The sequence below is a fragment of the Rhodopirellula bahusiensis genome, from assembly GCF_002727185.1.
GTDB classification, from domain to species: domain Bacteria; phylum Planctomycetota; class Planctomycetia; order Pirellulales; family Pirellulaceae; genus Rhodopirellula; species Rhodopirellula bahusiensis.
Genome location: NZ_NIZW01000001.1, coordinates 314353 through 331964, shown reverse-complemented (window position 1 = coordinate 331964; position 17612 = coordinate 314353). Strand labels below are relative to the sequence as shown.

The window sequence follows — 17612 nt, the reverse complement described above, 5'->3', positions numbered from 1 at the left end:
GTTCAGGAGAGCCCTCTCGACTTGCGGATGATCCATTCGACTTGCAGACACCCCAGCACCAGCCAGAGATATCGCCATCTTTGCCACAGCGGTTGACGCTGGATGCTGTGAGTGACAACAGGTTGCAAGTCGGTGAGTTCCAAAACTTCTTCGACGGCGGTCGGCGGCAGCACTTGCCCGCCGGTCAACGTTGAGATCTGGTCCGCCAAGGCGAGATTGGATCGCGTGTCGACCAGTTCGGTGGGTAGGTCGGCTTGGACGGTGAATGTCGTGATCACTTCTTCCGTGATCGAATCGTTCGCGTCGGCACTCATCGCGACCAATTCATCGATCAAAGATCCTTCGGGTTTGGCTTGGTACACTCCCGGTTCCAAATCTCGGACGTCGGCTCGGTAGTGACCGGGACGTTCCTCATCCACGATCAGCGGAACGGTGCGAACGTCCTCGCCGACTGACAACCGGACACTGAGCGTTTCTGCATCAACGATGTCGCGAATCACGGCTTGCCCATCGGCATCCAGTAGCTCGACATCGACATCGACGGATTGGTCCGTTTCATAAAGCGTTTTCGCGGTGCGGATTCGGACCGATTGATTTCCCGAGGACAAATCCGAGGCGATCGCCCATCGCATCAGTTGGCCCCAAAATCGATAGTGCAACGTGTCGCCGCGAAGGAATCGCAAGCGATACGTGTCCGGTCCCGACAGATAGATGATTCGCCCGCGTCCAACGGGTTGCCAACACAGAAAACTCGATTGGGTGAGCGCCGGATCGTCGGCCGAAAGAGTTTCGCCTCTCGGGACAACCGCGATCAGGCTTTGAGCCGTGGGAACGGGGACACGCCATTTCGAAACGCTGTGGAGCGGCGAAAACTGATTCACAAACGACCACGCGTTGTTGGTGGCCAACTCGGTTTCCGCAATCATCAATGCAGCGTGGGAGCGACCCTGTTCGGTGACTTGAAAAGAATACTGCTGGTTCGCATCGGCCGGTTCATCCGTTGGCCGAACTGGGATGGCTTCCTCGAGCGGATGATCGATGTAGGCCTGAGGCATGGCATGGTCGCCAGCGATCGTGATCACGGTTCCGCCACGCGTTCGCATGTATTGAAGAAGGGAGGTCTGCGAGGCGACTGGCAAATGTTCGATCGGCAGATCGCCCAAAATCACCACGTCGTATCGGTTCCACTCTTCCACCGTGACGGGAAAGCCGCCCGCCTCCTGACGATGTCCAGTCGCGATGAGGCGAGGTCGGAACAGCAGTTCGTCGAGTTCGATCTTGGGATCGCGACGAAACAGCTGAGCCAAGTAACGGTATTCCCATCGAGGCATCTCATCGGCCAACAAGACTTTGATGTCGCTTCGCGTGACATTGATCTCGATCTCGTCGAAGTTGTTTTCTGTCGTCATTTCGCCATCAAGTGGCTGGATAGCGATTTGGAAGGTGGCGGAACCAATCTCGGAAACGCGTTGTTGGAATTGCACCGAACGAGTCTCGGCGTCGGAGTCGATCAAGACGTTGCGGAAATCAACGACCTCACCCGATTGCAGCAACTGGACTGTGCATCGTTCGCCCTTGCACTGATAGATTCCCAGGTGAGCTTCGATGACGACGTCGTCGTTCCGCATGGCCACGGCGGGTGCCGAGACGGAAATCAAGTCGATGTCTCGAAGGCGTGAATCGTTGCCAATGGGAACGACGTAAACCGGCGTTGAATCCAGTTGCGCGGCGACTTCGTTGGGCTCACGCTCGTGAGCGTGGTTGTGCGCCACATCGGACAAGACAAACGCTGCGGCGACCGGCTGATCGCGGCGAAGCTGATCGATGTATTGCAACGCGGAACCGACATCGGTGGTTTTTGCCGCCGTTTCCTGATCCGCCAAAGACCTGAGAAGCTTATTGGTGTCCGCGACGTCGGCCATCGCCTTTGCGGCGTCATCAAACGAGATCCACCGCACATCAGCGACTTCGGAGATAGCATCCAACTTCGATTGTTCCAACCCGCTGAGGAACTTTGCCACGCGGTCCCCTCGAGTTTGGTCGGTGAAGCGTGTTGCCGGTGAAGCTGCGTTCTGCGGTTGGTTCGCGATCCCTTGTTCAAAATGACTCGCCAATTCGCGAAAAACGCGGCGTGCGGTGGCGAGTCGATCGATCAAATCGGGAAGGCTTTCACGCCATCCCGCTTGGTTGGGCGTGCGGCCTCGCTGAAGCATTTGGGTAAGCTCTGACAACGCATCAAACTCTGGGCTGTCGATCATCGGAATCAGGCGACGAAGCGACGAGTCAACGTCGCTGTCGATGGAATCTGACAACGAATTTTGGAGGTGCTCGAGATGCTTTCGAACACGAAGGATCGCCTGGTCCGCCAACTCAAGGTGCTCGGCGACGGATGTTTCGGCACCATGCTGGTTGAGCGCCGCCACGGCCGAGTTCAATTGCTGAGTTGCAACGCCGATGGCGGCAAGAGAACGGTCAGTGAGCAACAGAGACACTGCGTCGGGATTGTCTGGGGCGTCAATCGAGCTGGAAGTACTCCAACGCCAATCATCCGCCAGTCCAGGCGGGTCGACCGTTTTCATGCTCGCACTGGAATCGGTCACAAAAACGACCGCTTTGCGAGTCGTTGTCGATTGTTCAACAACGTTGGTAGGTGCAAGTAGCATCCAAAATGCGACGGTGAGTGCCCCCAATCGCAGGATCGAAAATAGCCCGGTCGTGGTCCGGCCGAGAACGTGTCTTTCGCGATAGAGAGTCCAAAGCAAAATGCCGAGGCAGCAGATGCCCAACACCAGCAGCATGCCAGCGTTGAACGGGTGCTCGTACGAGAGGTATTCGTTGGTGGATGTTTCCGTGAGGTTCATCTCTCAGCCACCTCCAAAGGTTGGACCGCCGCGGGTGCTGACGACTCGTGCGTGATCTGGGTGAGATCTGAACTGCTGGGCGGAATCGAGCCAATTTGCGACGCATCGAATTCGGACGACTCGGGGATTCCCGCCGAACCAAATCTTTCGCGAGACATTATTCCGGAGAGAACCAATTCGCCGGTGATCAGTCCGATCAAGGCGAGCAACAGATAGGGCCAAACCGGGTCGGTGTGCGTGCTCGCCACGGACACGCGATCTTCTGTCCAAGCATTGGGAGTCGTCGCGGACTGAATCCGCTGCCACGCGCCGCGGCCGAGTCGGTCCAGATCCGATTCTTCCGAAGAACGTTGGACTTGGAATGGGATGCCTTCTTCGGCCAAGCCAATCTGCAGACTGTAGGGACCGGGCCGACGCGTTTGGCTGGATCGAAACTCAAAACCTTCGTCCGCGTACTGCGCGGTCAGTTCGATCGATTCGTCATCTGGGGTTTGTAGGAACCCGGTTGGTGCACTGTCTTGATCGCCGCTCTCTTCCGATGCACTGACGTCCTTCGAAACCCGCATCGCGATGGGCTGTCCCGGCAGCAGGTTGTACTGGGTTGCACGAGGTTGAGCCAAGTAATCGATCCAGTCACGAACCATCACCACGAACGACTGCGTGCGAGCCAAGTCACTCCACTGCAATCGCAAAGGAATCGATTGGACAATCACTCGACCTTGTCCCATGAAGTTTTCGACAGCCAGTGGCGTGCCGTTGTTCAATCGCAAGAGCGTCGATCGATCGTCGTTTTCGTTGTTGACGGAAAACTGATAGTAACGCTGAATCGATGCGTCGGCCAAATCAAGTTGATCGTTGTCCGCCAGATTTCGCGTCGCGGGGTGATCGCTGCGAAACGGATCGATGCGTACGGGTTCATCGTTGGAAGTGACTTCCTCGATATCCAGGGTGTCACTCGCTTCGGAATTCATTCCGGCGGGCAACGCATCCATGATTCGGTCGAGTCGTCGCGGAGCCAATCCGCTGGCGTCGGCGAAGAGTTGATGGTTGAAGAAATCGACGTTGGTGCGTGGACCCAGCCCAATCCAAAGCCCGCCGCCATCGGAAACAAAATCACTCAGTCGTGAGACTGCATCGGGCGGGAGTTCGGTGAGATTGGGAATGATGACAACTCGTTGCTCACTCAAGTCGACAGTTGAAAGTTCGTTTGGAGTGATCAACGTTGGGACGTAGACGGATGTCTCATCGAGTGGTTGTCCATCAATCCATCCGAGAGCGGCCTGCACGAAGTAGGTGTCTTGTTGCATTTCCGCATAGTCGGTGGCACCCTCGACGACGACCACCGGCAAGCGGTCAACGACCTCGACGATCAAACTCGCGACGTTATCGGCTGGTAAGTCATCGTCTCGATCCAGACGGCAACTGATTCGGTAGATTCCAGGTTGCTCGAAGGTGTGATTCCAATTGGCCTCAGCGGATTGCTCGCCCTCGATCGGGGCGATTGTCTGCTGATGCAGCGGCAGGTCATTGATGCTCCAAGTCAGTTCGGCAGCGTCCATCGTCACGGCGTCGTAGTTGCGGAGCGTGGCGATCGCAGTGACCGGAGTTTCCGAACCGACAACCGTTCGATCCAAGGTCACGGAGTCAACGGCAACGTTTCCAATTGACTCGCCGTTAGTTGTCTGATCCAGACGAACGGTCTCGATTTCGGTCCGGATGGCGGATTCGTTGAGAACGGATTGAAAGCGTTGCCAGCCGGTTTCGTCTTCGGTCCGCCAATCGGTGGCTTGCCCGTCGGTCAGGACGACGATGCGTCTCGCGTTTTGCGTCGGTTGATGTTCGACTTGGACCGCGGTGTACAACGCAGCGAGCAGATCGCTGCGGCCTTCGGTGGCGTCGATGTTTTGCAATTGTTTGTTGATCAACTCTCGGTTGCGTCGATCTCCTTGCGTGGTTCCTGAATCCAGCCAGATGGGATACGGAGCTGTTGTGAGGACTCGGACGTCGTCGCGAGCCGAGAGCTTGTCGAGTTCATTAATGGCGTGTTGGGTCGCCGCTTCGATCATGGTTCCCGAGTCAGTCTTGCGAGACATCGACATTGAATTATCGATCACAAAGATGGTCTCGCCACGCTCCGTTCCACCGAGATAACCCGTTGGCAACAGCGGGCGTGCCAGTGCCAAAATCAATGCCGCGATCGCAAGACAACGCAGCAACAGCAACAACCACTGTTTCAATTTGCGTGAACTGGTTTTCCGAGCGGAGGCTTCCATCAAAAACTGCATCGCCCCCCACTGCACGGTCTCGTTGCGGCGACGATCGAACAGGTGCAATAGCAATGGTGCGGCGACCAGAGGCAACGCAAACAAGAATGCAACGCTTAGGAAACTCATTTCGCCACCGCCCCCCGGTTCGTCATGAGTCCCCTGCGTGCCATTCGATTGCGCAAAAACCAACCTAGCGTGTCCGCGAGATCGGTGGCGGTCGTCATTCGAACGTAGTCGCCGCCCAATCCAATCACCATGTCTTCCAGATTGGCAAGGAATAACCGCACACGTTGCAGATACTGTTCACGAACCGCTGGTGGATCCAAATGAAGCCGCTGCGAGGCCACTTCGAGCGATTGGAAAGCGGACCAGCGGCGGAAGTTGAACGTCAGTTCTTCCGGGGCCATGATGTGCATGACCACGACATCGTGGCCTCGGGCTCGGGCGATCCGCAGCGCCGTGGCAAGATCTTCGAGATCGCCAAAACAATCCGATAGCAGCACCAACAGTCCTCGGCGGCGTTGCCTTGCGATGCAATGCTGCACTTGATGGCTGAGGTTGCCTTCGCCGCTCGCATTGGCGGATTGGAGTGCCGCCATGAGGGTTCTCAAGTGAGCGGCGTGTTGTTTGGCGGGAATGAATTGCGAGTTGGTTTCATGCAACACCGTCAAACCAACCGAGTCACGCTGATGCAGCAGCAATCTAGACAAGCAAGCCGCCGCGCGTCGGGCGTAATCAAGTTTGCTGACCGTCGACAGCCCGAAGTTCATCGAACCGCTCGAGTCCACCGCCAGCATCGCGTGGAGATTGGTTTCCTCTTCGAATTGCCGTACGAAGTAGCGATCATTACGGGCGTAGACTTGCCAATCGATTTGTCGAATTTCATCCCCCGGAGCGTATTGGCGATGCTGAGCGAATTCGCAGCACCCACCCTTGGTGGTCGAGCGATGTTTGCCGGCCAACAACCCATCGACGACCGTTCGCGACAGCAGTTCCAAGTGCCCAATTTGGTCCATCACGACTGGATCAACCAAGTCACCCAACCCCGCCCCTGACTTGTTCGTCGGGGCGTGGAGGTCGTGTTTGGATTGACGTCGAAACAGTCCGAGCATGAACCGGTGGCTATTGTGAGTGGGAATAATGGGTGGTGGAAAAAACGTCGTTAGCTGATGACCGGCGAGTTCTTCTTGAGCGATGGCGTTTGTTCGATGATCTTTCCGAGCACTGAATCGGCATCCACTCCGGCGGCTTCCGCGTTGAATGTCAGGATGACTCGGTGACGCAGCACCGGTGTTGCGACGGCGATCAAGTCCGCGACCGTCGCGTGACAACGACGATTGATCAAAGCACGAGCTTTCGCTGCCATCAACAAAGCGATCGTGGCTCGAGGACCCGCACCGAACTGAACCATGTTCTTCAGTTCAGCCGACATCGTTCCTTCGTCCGGTCGTGTTCCGCGAACCAGGTCCAATGCAGCGTCGTAAACGTGATCCGAAACGACGACGCTGCGAACGAGCGACTGCATTTGCGAGATCTGCTCGACGTCCAGCACGGTCTTGGTTTCGAATGAATAGTCGGTCGTTTGACGCCGAGCGATTTCGCGTTCTTCTTCGCGGGTGGGATAGCGAACGTGGATCTTGAGAAGGAAACGATCGAGCTGGGCCTCCGGCAACGGATAGGTGCCTTCCGTTTCGACCGGGTTCTGAGTTGCCAAGACAAAAAACGGATCGGGCAATTTGTAAGTCTTCCCGCAAACCGTCAGTTGGTGTTCCTGCATCGCCTCGAGCAACGCACTTTGTGTTTTAGGCGGCGTGCGGTTGATCTCGTCCGCCAAGATCACATTGCCGAACAACGGGCCTTCGACGAAGCGAAAAATCCGTTTGCCGGTGGTGTGATCCTCTTCTAAAACCTCGGTGCCGGTGATGTCACCTGGCATCAAATCGGGAGTGAACTGAACGCGACGGAACGTCAGATCGGTCAGCGACGCCAAGGTTGAAACCATCATCGTTTTTGCCAGTCCTGGCATGCCCTGCAGAATGCAGTGACCGCGACAAAGGATTCCAATCAGCAGTTGCTCCGCGATTTCTTCTTGGCCGACGATCACACCGGCCAATTGTTCCCGCAACTCGCACAATTTTTCGTGCATTTGATCGACAACCAACGCGGCATCCATTTCTGGTTGGCTCACGTGGTTGTTGGTGTGGTTTGAGTTGATGGCTTTGATCGTGTCGAGTCGGTTGGGCATGTTGTTCTCCGATGGATTTTCCAATGGAAGTCAGTTGTGTTGTTCGCCAACTCAATGGCCAGAATGATGTTCGCGTGGGGCTGTTATTCTGCCGATTGTTCGAAAGTCTCTGCTTCATTGGCGTCAATCAGCTCGTCGCCATCCGCGTCGAGTGAACGGAACTGTTCGTCGGTGCCGGGGAACTCGCTGCGTGACAGGTCGCTGTCTTGGTTGCGATCCATGCGACGAAACCATTCCGGCGCGGTCACACTAGGGGCGGGCACGGGGCGTGTTGTCGCTCGTACGTCCGCCAGTTCCAAGTGAGCGGTTGGGCCGAGCCCGATGCAGACACGAATCGGTGGCAAAGACTCAGCACGGGTGATTGCTTGGTCACCATCGCGGTCGAAGACCTGCAAGAGATGGTTGAGTTCCCGCAATTCGCGAATGGTGAATCGACCATCGTCGTTTGGGTCCAGATTTGGCAGCAATGGATATCCGTCCACGATCGCCCCAAGAGAAACTTGTCCAGAGTCGCTTTGGGCGAGTGCTGGCGAGGAGGAGTGTTGAACGCCGCACAACCGAATTGTGACTGACCCGAGTTCGACATCGATCCCAGCGGAGTCTTCCGACGGAATGATCTTGGCTGAGATGTCTTCGGCCAATCCAATAACATCGACATGAGCGGACTCAGGTGACGTTGTGGAGAAATCGATCGAGCATGCGATGTCAGCGGGCTGGTCAGTCCAGTATTTGACTTCCGAGTCAGAAATGGTTCCGTCTTGGTCTTCATCGAGTGACCGAACGGATTCGTACAGCAGCGGATCGCTCTCGTTGATGCCTATCATGTCACTGGTCAGCCAAAGCAACGGACCATTGGAAGCGGGGACGGACGCCGGATCTCGGAGCGAGTCTGCCGCTTTTGCAATTTCCAATGCGTCCACCACTTCATCGCGATTCGCATCGCACTTGCGGAACGACTCGACGGCTTCGGCCAGTTCTTCTTGTGATACCGTTCCATCGCGATTTCGATCCAGCACCGCAAAGGCGGGGCGCTGGTCGGATCGAAAGCTTTGGAAGTACGGATGCACCACCAACAGCGGCGGACCTAGGGTCCAATGGTCCAGCAACCACTTGGCATCAACATCCGATGGTTCATCGCCGATGGCCTCCGCGAATCGTCGCATCGCTTCTTCCGTATCAGTGGTCATCGTGTACGGAGCAACTGTGGCTGGCGTGACCGGCGGTTTCTCTTCAGCGTCTTCATTATCGTTTTCTTCTTCCGCTTCTTGGTCGTCGTCAGAAGGATCTTCCGTTTCAGGTGCGTCGGCAATGAGCGGATCCACTGGTGTGACTTCTTCGGCTGGTTCGATCTCTTGTTTCGCAGGCGGAGCCAATGCGGATGTTCGCGTGGACGTTGTGTAGGAGGAACGAACTTCGTCGAAAGGTTTGCCATCGATTTTGATCGAAGCATCGATTCGCAAAGGGCGACCGATTCGATCCGTCAGGTCTGGGTGCGTGATCGCAAACCGAATCTGGCCGTCGACGAAGGTTGGCTCGGCGGAACTTTGTTGGGGAAGTTCCATTCGATATTGAGGTAGCTTCTCCGCGGGCAACGTCGCTGGTGGAGCGATCGGGGCTCTCATTATCATGCTTGCGTCCATCGGGCGACTCGAAGGAGCGGGGGCCAGCACTTTCACGGAGGACGTCGCCAGGGGAGCCGTGTCATTCGATTTCGGTGCGTCTTCGCCAACGGCCTTGCTCTGCACAGACACCAAAATCAGGAGCGACACAACGATGGGAATCGCAGAGACAATTCGTTTGCCTGAGTGACTCATGCCAGCACTTCCTTGATCGCACGACCTTCGGCGATGGGGATGGGCCGGCCACCGGGAGACATGTTGCTGGGAGAACTGCCCAGTCCCAAGGCTCGGCAGAGCGTGCTGATCAAGTCTTGGACGCCAATCTTTCCGTCGACGACCTCGTTGCCATCCTCGCTCGTCGCACCGTAGGCTTGTCCACCGGCGATGCCACCGCCCGCCAGAACGCTGGACCACGCGTTAGGAAAGTGGTCGCGTCCGGCGTTGGGGTTGATCGACGGCGTTCGGCCGAATTCACCCATCCACAGAATCGTCGTTGATTCCAGCAGGCCTCGGTCTTCCAAGTCCTGCATCAAGGTTCCCCAACCATTGTCCAGCATGGTCGATAGGTTTTGCACCGCATTGAAGTTGTCCGTGTGCGTGTCCCATCCAACGGATGTGCTGCCTGTTCCCAGGGAGACTTCCACAAACGGGACACCTCGTTCAATCAAACGACGCGCCATCAAGCAACCTTGGCCAAACACATTCTTGCCATAAGCCTCGCGAAGTTTTTCGGGTTCGCCCGACAGGTCAAACGCTTTCGCGTCATCGCTGTTCATCAACCGAACGGCGCCTTCGTACACTTCGTTGTGCATTCCCGCCGCGCCGGCTTGCCGTGAGGTCACAAATTGCGATTGCAATCGCCGCCAAATCTTCAACCGTTGGTCCATCCGTTCGGCGTCGATCCCCTTAGCTCGATCCAAGTACTGAACTTTGAGATTGGGATAGCCGTCGTCTCCATTGGACATGGCGCCGGGCACATCGGTCGCTCCCACGAACAACGGACCAAAACGCGGCCCGAGGAAGCCCGGGCTGAAGGCTTCTTGGTTGAATGCTCGGTAGGTCCCGATGCTCACGTTGCTGGGAAGACTCATCGTGTCCTCCGCCAATTGCTTGCCGATCGCGGATCCGATGCAAGGGTACTGAACCGGGCCCATTGGTTTTTGTCCGGTACGCATCAGATACGAGCCGCGGCCGTGGTCGCCTTCTTTGGTCGACAGCCCGCGCAGAACGGCCAGCTTGTCCGCCATCGCGCCGAGCTTGGGCAAGTGCTCGCTGAATCGTAGGCCTGGAGCCGACGTCTGCACCTCTTTGAATTCCCCACCATTTTCATGGTTGGGTTTCATGTCAAAGGTGTCCGTTTGGGTTGGGCCACCGCTCATCCAAAGCAAAATGCAGTGTCTGCGTCGTTTCGGATCGTTGGCGGCAGCTTCCGCTAATGCCGGGAACCATCCACTCGCACTGACGCCGCCGATTCCAGCCGCCATCGATTGCATGAAGCGACGACGTGATGAATGATTCATGTTTGAAAATGACATGGAAACGCTCCGTCAATGGTTCAGGGTGAATTCGGAACTGTTGATCAACGCCCACAACAAGTCAGCCATTCCGGTGTGACGTTGTTCTCGGCTGGCTTCGGCAGGGATGAACTCCGCAACCAATTCGCGTTCATTGGGTCGTGGCGGTCGAGATAGGGTCGACATGAACAGCACTTCGATCCTCTGTTCGTCAGTGAAGAACGGGGCGTCGAGCGAACGAATCAAGCCGCTGCTCTGTTCATGGGTGGCTTGGCCGATCAACGATCCATTCATCAACATCAACGCCTGCGGGATACCCGCGAGGTATTCCGATCGGCTGATCGCTGGAGCGGCAAATTGCTGCAGAAACGTGTCACGTTGACTGTTGCCAAACCTGGCGAGCGTGTAGTCCGATGTCGCGTTCTGTTGATCCAGCATTGTTGCGACTGCGATGCAGTCATACACCTGCTCGGGAGTCAGGGTTTTGACGTTCATCTGGGCGAACGTTGTCAGTCGTTCTTCAATCCCATCGGATGAGTCTTCCGCACGATTGGAGCTGCTGGAAAGCTGGTAGGCACGTGTCAGTGCAATGCTTCGGACCAATCGCTTCAAGTCAAAGTCGTTCTCGATGAACTGGCTGGCCAAGGTGTCAATCAAGTCAGCCGACACGGGAAGGTTGTTCTCTCCGAAGTCATCGACGGGATCGACGATGCCGCGTCCAAACATGTGACTCCAAACTCGGTTGACCGTCGCACGAGCGAAGTACGGGTTATCCGGTCCGGTCAACCAATTCGCCAATCGTTGACGACGGGGAGGCAAAGGTTGCGTCTCATCGGCGGGTTGCCATTCCTCACCCAGGAAACGCGGCGGGATGACTTCTTCCGACTCGGGCAGCATGACTTCGCCTCGATCAACATCACGCACTTGCATGACTGTCGAGACGTTTTCCAGCATCGCTTTGGGACGGGAGATTTGAGCGAAGAACGCGGCGTAGCTCCAGAAATCTTCTTGCGACCATGGTTCAAACGGATGGTCGTGGCACTGAGCACACTCCAGACGCATGCCCAAGAAAACACGTGACGTGCGAGCAGCCAGCTGGTCCGCGTCCAACTTCAACGCACTGTAAAACAGCAAGGGGCCGGACTGAGCCAAGCGGCCTTCCGCCAGCAGCAGTCGACGGACGATCTTGTCGTAGGGTTCGTCGTCAGCAAATTGTTCGGCCAGCCACTTCTCAAACGCTTCCCGGCCTCCGAATGCATCCAAGTCGACGCCTTCTGGGATCAAAAACGATCGCCAAACCGCGGCCATCTGGGACGTGTAGTCGGGGGTGTCGAGCAAATGATCAACCAGCTCTCGATAGCGGTCCTCGGATTTGTTTTCGAGGAAGCGGCGGACTTCCGTGACCGTTGGAGTGCGTCCAGCAAGATCTAGGTAGACACGTCGAAGCAACTGCAGGTCAGTCGCTCGATCCACTGGCTGAATTTCCTGTTCGGCCCAAAGGTCATCCAAAATGGAATCGGCACGTGCGATGACTTGATCGTTGTTTCGCGAGACCACCGCGACGGGCTGCCACTTGTTGGCGGGGCCGATCGGCAGCGAAACAATCGACTCAGCAGCACTATCCGTGGTTTGAGCTCCGTCGGCGACTCGGTCTTCGCTCGGAGATACGTCGAGTTTGTTTGGCAATCCGGCCTTGGCCGCACGATCTCTCGCCGCGATGCGATTGGTTGATTCCGTGTTGGTCCCCGCATCGACATCCGCTGCCGCCAGCATCAATCGTGATTGAAGCTCCGTTGTTGACTCATTGAGGTAGGACAACGACGACGCGATTGGATGATCCTGTGAAGCGTCCTTGATGTTGATCGCCAGTGGTAGTTTCGAGTCAGGGTCCAACTCCATCGACAGCTTGTATTGCTGGTTGTCTTTGGTGGCGAACTCAACGTGCAAATCGACAATCGCTCGTTCCTGATCCGATCTTTCCTGCCAATCCTGATGAACGATGCGAACACCGCGAAATTGCTCGATTGATTCCGCTGTCAGAGGCTGGTCGAGCAGGACCATGGCTAGCAATTCTTCCTTGGTCGGTGACGCGTTGCCTGGAAGAAGGAGAGACGAGCTTTGTGCTTCGGAGCTGTGAGGACGAACCACAACGGTCCGACGGGCGATGTCGATCCAACGAGTCTCCTGCTGTGTTTGCTGGCAAGCGACTTGATCCGAAAGATCCAACCAGCGGTTTCCGTCAGCGTCGGCGATTTGGATCAATCCATGCTGCTGCATGGCTTCCATCACCGTGGCCCAAGCGTACGTGTTGCTGCCGCCAATCAGAAAGACAACCAGCATCAAAGAAGCGGCAACGGTACCGGCCAACCACCAAGACGTCGTGATCACGCGTTTTGCATTGGCGAGCGTGACTGTTCCGGTTGAGTGAGAATGTGTCAGCCGTGGGGAGTGGCCCCACTGCTCCGTGATCTCGGCGTCCAACCGTTTGACCAGCGACCGCGGTACCGGTGGCGCATCGAGTGCGTCAGACAGCAGCGTTGCGATCGACGATTCATCCTCTTCGTTGCAATGCAACTCGGGCGGATCGTTGTCGATCGACGACGGATTGAGTGGACGTTCGGATGTCATGGAAGCGAACCTGTGCTACCTGGCTTCGTCTTACAAAAAGAACCAAGCCGAAACCTGTTTGGGAGGTGACGGCGATTTTTGGGATGGGGGATCTTCGGATTGAATTGGACGTGGAACTTCTTTTTCACACTTGGAACACTTCGCCTTCGCCGCCGGAATCTGTTCCGGTTTCAGTTGGTCACGCAAAGCTTGGCGTGCTCGGAACAGTGTTCCTTGAACGCTTTTCTCGGTCGTGTCCAATCGCTCGGCGATCACCTTGACGCTGACCTGATCCACGTATTTCCATTCAAGTGTTTGCCGGTAGTGTTCCGGCAAAGTGTCGATCGCTTCGCGAACACTTTCGCGGCGCAGTTCTTGGTCGTGTTGAGTCGCCGGGTCGTTGTCATCAGTGGGCTCACCTTGGTGCTGAGCGTCTTCCATCAAATGTCGAACGCGAGCGGCGGCTCGGAAATGATCTTGAATGCGTCGGTGAGCAACGGTTCGCAGCCATCCGCCAGGGTTCTCGATCTCAGTCTCGGCAATCGCCGCTGACATGAGAGCCAAGACGGCCTCGGCAACAATGTCTTCTGCCAGGTGAGCGTTCCGATCCACACGATAAAAAACGAACCGCCAGATCGATGGAACAAAGCAATCGTTCAAATACTGAGCAGCACTTGGCTCACGATTTCGCAATCCGGCAATGAGTTCAGCATTATTCAAAATTGGTCTCGCCATTCGGCAGGATCACGGACCCGCGGTCCACCAGCATTCAGAGGTAAGTCGAACCTGGTCGCGGAATCACACGCGGAATCAATCGAAAAAAATCGAAACGGCTCCCGAGAAGGCTTTATCATAGCGGAGACCAATGCAGCGGATCATTTGAACCATTGAAACTTCAACGCTCACTTCGTGCGAGCGTCGTTGTTCACACTCGCCCTTGTTTCCTTCCGCTATAAATCGAAGGAAAGACTCTGCCGCTTCGAATCAAAACGCCATAAGAAACCTGGAATTCCGAAATTGGTGCGTGTGATCCGAGTGTTTGCAGCGACATCTTGTATGCCGGAAATCTGTTGAGCCTGGGTACACGGAATCCAATGCGATTTGAAACACTCTTTGTTGAATCGAGAAACGCGGTTTGGATGGTCGTTCGAATGAGCGCATGCGTTGCTGTGCTGTTCTTGCCCAGCGACGGTCGGTCCGCGGATCCAGTGAAGAGTGGCGAGCGTGTGTCGGATGCGGCGTCGCTGAATCACTTGTTTGGCGAAGGCGTGATTCAAGAAAACGCGGTTGAATTCCTTTCGCGGATTCGAGAGTTGACTCCTGCGCAGCAATATCAAGAACTGCGTCAGTGGGTATTGCCGGGCAAGGGCCATGAGATCCGAGTCGGAGGTTCGATTGCTCGACCCGCTGGAAAAACATCTGATGTGGCGGATCGACATTGGACGACATTGTCAGAGTATCCGGAGAGCGGATGGATTCATTGTCCCGCTCGAGAAATGGTCGCTTTGGCGACGCAGTTGAATTTTCAGTCGGAGTTGAAGAGTCAGATCGCGGAACTGCAACCGGTCGGCGAACAACAAATTCAGGCGAAGGAAACGCTGTCGACCCTATTGGCGATTGCCGCATCTGATCGCGAAGATGTGTTGCAGCGTCTGACGGAACGATTTGCGAAAAATCGACACTGGCAAGATCTGAACGCGGCCGAATTGTGGTGGTCGGACTTGATCATTCTGTGGGCCGCCGTGGAGAATCCCGCGACGACCGATTTAGTGATCGAAGAATTGTTCGGCGCGTTCTCCGGGCTTCGAGACTACATTCCTGACTCAGAGTTCGACCTGACTGCGGATTACCTGTGTTTGTTGTTTGGGTACTGTTCCGCTCGAACGCATGACTCGTTGGCGAGTGTTCCTGATTCGTTTGATGTGTTCAGCCGAGTCGATGCTGCTTCCCATGGACGCGGAAGCGTCTTGCCACGCTTTGCCATGCATGACCAAGGGGTGGTGAAAGTTTCCGGGCACGAGCTGGACTACCTCGTGTATCGTAATCCATTGGTAGGTGACTACGAAGCTGTCGCGGAGGTCTCAACTCTCAATGGTGCGTTCAGCGAAATTATGGCTGGTGGATTAGCGGCCAACCCATCGGACTCTCGCCCAATCTCGTCGGTTGGCAGCTTTGCCAAAGGGAATTGGGAAGTTCCAGTCGACGAGCCGATTGAGCCGCTCAGTGGCGAAAGCTTTGTTCGGGTGACCAGTTCTGCTGGCAAGCTCGAACACTTTTTCAATGGGCGGCGTGTTCTCGTTGACTCGTCGCGCAACGCTTCGGCACCGTGGGTTGGCATTCGCGGTTGGCGTCGCTCGAAGGGGCACATCTCCGATTTGCGAATCACGGGACAACCCGGTGATCCGGGGGCGATTGATCTGCTAAGTGATCCATCACTAAGAGGTTGGGCGAGCTACTACGACGCGGATGAGAACAACGGGTTAGGGATTTGGAAGGCCAAAGAACTAGGTGACGTGCTGCACCTGACCAGTGAGCGAACCGGTGGATGTCTCGGCTCTCACGACGAGGACCTCTTGTATTACGTGCGTCCAATCGTTTGGGATGCACGCATCAACTATGAATTCTTATGCGACGAAGATTCTTACGCGGTGCATCCATGCATTGGTCGGACGGCTTTTCTGATCACTTCCAGCGGTGTGTCTCTACATGAGATCACAGATGGATTGTTTCAGAAGACACCTCTTCGACCTGACAATATGAAGGCAACGGCAGGCGGCACAACACCCGGCCTCGTCAAGGGATGGAACCGAGCGGAGGTGCAGTTCAGAGGCAACCGTGTCGCGGTACTGCTGAATGGGAAACGAATTGCGGAGAGGCAAATTGATGTTGATGAATCACGCACGTTTGGTTTCTTCCATTTTCGTGATCAGACTCGAGCTGTGGTTCGCAACCTGCATTTGAGCGGTGATTGGACGAAGTCGTTGCCCGATTTGCAGGAACAGTCACTCGCTTCCGAAATGGTCAAGGACTTGGAAGCTGCTGCCGAGGCATTGCCGGAAAAATGGACGCATGATTTTCGAAACGGAATCCCAGAGGATTCGTTCATCGTGGATGGACGGGCGGATCGTTTGTCGCAATTGCCTGATGGCATTCACATGGTGCGTGCGACGCCGTCCGACAAAACAGCCATCCGCTTGAGTGGCATCGTCGATGGTGATTTCGAGATCACGTTCGGTTTCAAAGACTTGCAAATCGGTGATGAAGAACCGACGTGGCATTGTGGGCTCGGGATGACGGTTCAGCTCGACAACGGACATCGCAGTTGCTTGGATGTTTGTATTCGTCGAGACCGTTTGAGTGGTCTGCCTGATGTTGCCTTTGTCCACAACACAAAGAACCCGGGCGGAGGTTACAAATGGGTTCGTGGCTGGACTCGACGAGAACTTTCGACATCGGGGCGACTGCGTTTGGTAAGGCGAGGAGGCACGATTTATGGCTTGTTCGCTCAAGGTGACTCGTCGCAGTTTCGGCTGATCGGTTCGACGGAGATTCCACTGGGGCCGGTGCCTCCACTCGGTTTTTACAACTACAGCGTGGGCGGCAAAGGCATGAGCGTCCGCGGTACCTGGACCGATCTGACCATTCGAGCGGACACGATTGATTTGCAGTCGGCCGAATCACCCTTTACCCTCGAAAACTTGAATCGAGCACGCGATGAGATGCATGCGTTGGATCTCAACCTGACCAAGCAGGCAATGCTGAATGGGGAGTGGATCGTTGCTGATGGTCCGGCTGAAAGCATTAATGACACAAGCGATGGGCTTCTGTTCACTGCGTTGGGTGGTGCCGAAACGGCAGAAAGGGTCGCGATCCTCAAGCCATTGCAGCACACGGTGGCGGCTGATATTCAAGCCGAATTCTCAATTATCAAAGCGGTTGGGAATCGTGAGAGCGGCATGACAACGGAGGCGGTGATTGGAATGCATCTTTCCGAGATTGGAACGGTGGAGTTCGATCCCTTGCACCTGACCGTTACGGAAGCGACTTTGATCACTCGATACGAGCCCGACGGAAGGATCGAATTGAGACCGCGAATTGTGGCACGTAACCAGGATGGAAAGACGATCTATCAACCGTTGCGCAGCCTAATCGTCGAGTCGCCTGGTCAGTTGCGAATCGCTTTGAGAGACCAGGCTCTGCACTTCCTGTATCAGGTCGATGGTTCAGAGAATGAAACGTTGGTTGCTGTCCATAAACTGAAGCGTAAGACGGTCGCGACCAAAGCGGAGACTTGGTTCATTGGTGGGTTGAACAACGGTGAGATGCGGGCTGTGCTGAAGCGGATGTCGATCCACACCGATCCAAGCACGCCGACGACAGATTCGTGGACTGCTCCTTTTCAGGCAATGCCGGCGAACGCTCCGTCAACGGCGAACCCACCTGAAGATTCGGTACCTTCGCAGATCTACAATTCCATTCGCAATGTGTTTCGTTGAAGC

At 55.8% G+C, this 17612-nt stretch carries 9 protein-coding genes; 1 reads left to right on the top strand and 8 read right to left on the bottom strand.

Features of this window, described 5'->3' with window-relative positions:
* Nucleotides 1-2: 2 nt before the first annotated feature.
* Genes CEE69_RS01365 through CEE69_RS01330 form a run of 8 tightly spaced genes read right to left on the bottom strand, consistent with a single transcriptional unit; the run spans nucleotide 3 to nucleotide 13833 of the window.
* Nucleotides 3-2861, bottom strand: a complete 2859-nt coding sequence (locus CEE69_RS01365) for a hypothetical protein (protein WP_099258767.1) — start codon at nucleotides 2859-2861, stop codon at nucleotides 3-5.
* Nucleotides 2858-5254, bottom strand: a complete 2397-nt coding sequence (locus CEE69_RS01360) for a BatA domain-containing protein (protein ID WP_099258766.1) — start codon at nucleotides 5252-5254, stop codon at nucleotides 2858-2860. Before CEE69_RS01360 ends, CEE69_RS01365 begins: the two co-directional genes overlap by 4 nt.
* Complete coding sequence (locus CEE69_RS01355) at nucleotides 5251-6240, bottom strand: DUF58 domain-containing protein (RefSeq protein WP_099258764.1); 990 nt, start codon at nucleotides 6238-6240, stop codon at nucleotides 5251-5253. Before CEE69_RS01355 ends, CEE69_RS01360 begins: the two co-directional genes overlap by 4 nt.
* Before the next feature lie 50 nt (nucleotides 6241-6290).
* Nucleotides 6291-7397 (bottom strand): AAA family ATPase, encoded by a 1107-nt coding sequence (locus CEE69_RS01350; RefSeq protein ID WP_099258762.1) that lies wholly within the window; start codon nucleotides 7395-7397, stop codon nucleotides 6291-6293.
* A gap of 59 nt (nucleotides 7398-7456) precedes the next feature.
* Nucleotides 7457-9187: an EF-hand domain-containing protein gene (locus CEE69_RS01345; protein ID WP_099258761.1), complete on the bottom strand. Its 1731-nt coding sequence runs from the start codon at nucleotides 9185-9187 to the stop codon at nucleotides 7457-7459.
* Entirely contained in the window at nucleotides 9184-10527 is a 1344-nt protein-coding gene (locus tag CEE69_RS01340; protein WP_099258759.1) for a DUF1501 domain-containing protein, read from the bottom strand. Before CEE69_RS01340 ends, CEE69_RS01345 begins: the two co-directional genes overlap by 4 nt.
* Before the next feature lie 12 nt (nucleotides 10528-10539).
* Nucleotides 10540-13134, bottom strand: coding sequence for a DUF1549 and DUF1553 domain-containing protein (locus CEE69_RS01335; RefSeq protein WP_099258757.1), 2595 nt, complete (start codon nucleotides 13132-13134; stop codon nucleotides 10540-10542).
* Nucleotides 13135-13164: 30 nt separating this feature from the next.
* On the bottom strand, nucleotides 13165-13833 hold the full coding sequence (locus CEE69_RS01330; RefSeq protein WP_233214487.1) for an RNA polymerase sigma factor: 669 nt from the start codon (nucleotides 13831-13833) through the stop codon (nucleotides 13165-13167).
* Between the two features lie 431 nt (nucleotides 13834-14264).
* On the opposite strand from CEE69_RS01330, the gene CEE69_RS01325 reads away from it, so the two are divergent.
* Nucleotides 14265-17609, top strand: a complete 3345-nt coding sequence (locus tag CEE69_RS01325) for a DUF1583 domain-containing protein (RefSeq protein WP_233214486.1) — start codon at nucleotides 14265-14267, stop codon at nucleotides 17607-17609.
* The last annotated feature ends 3 nt before the right edge of the window (nucleotides 17610-17612 follow it).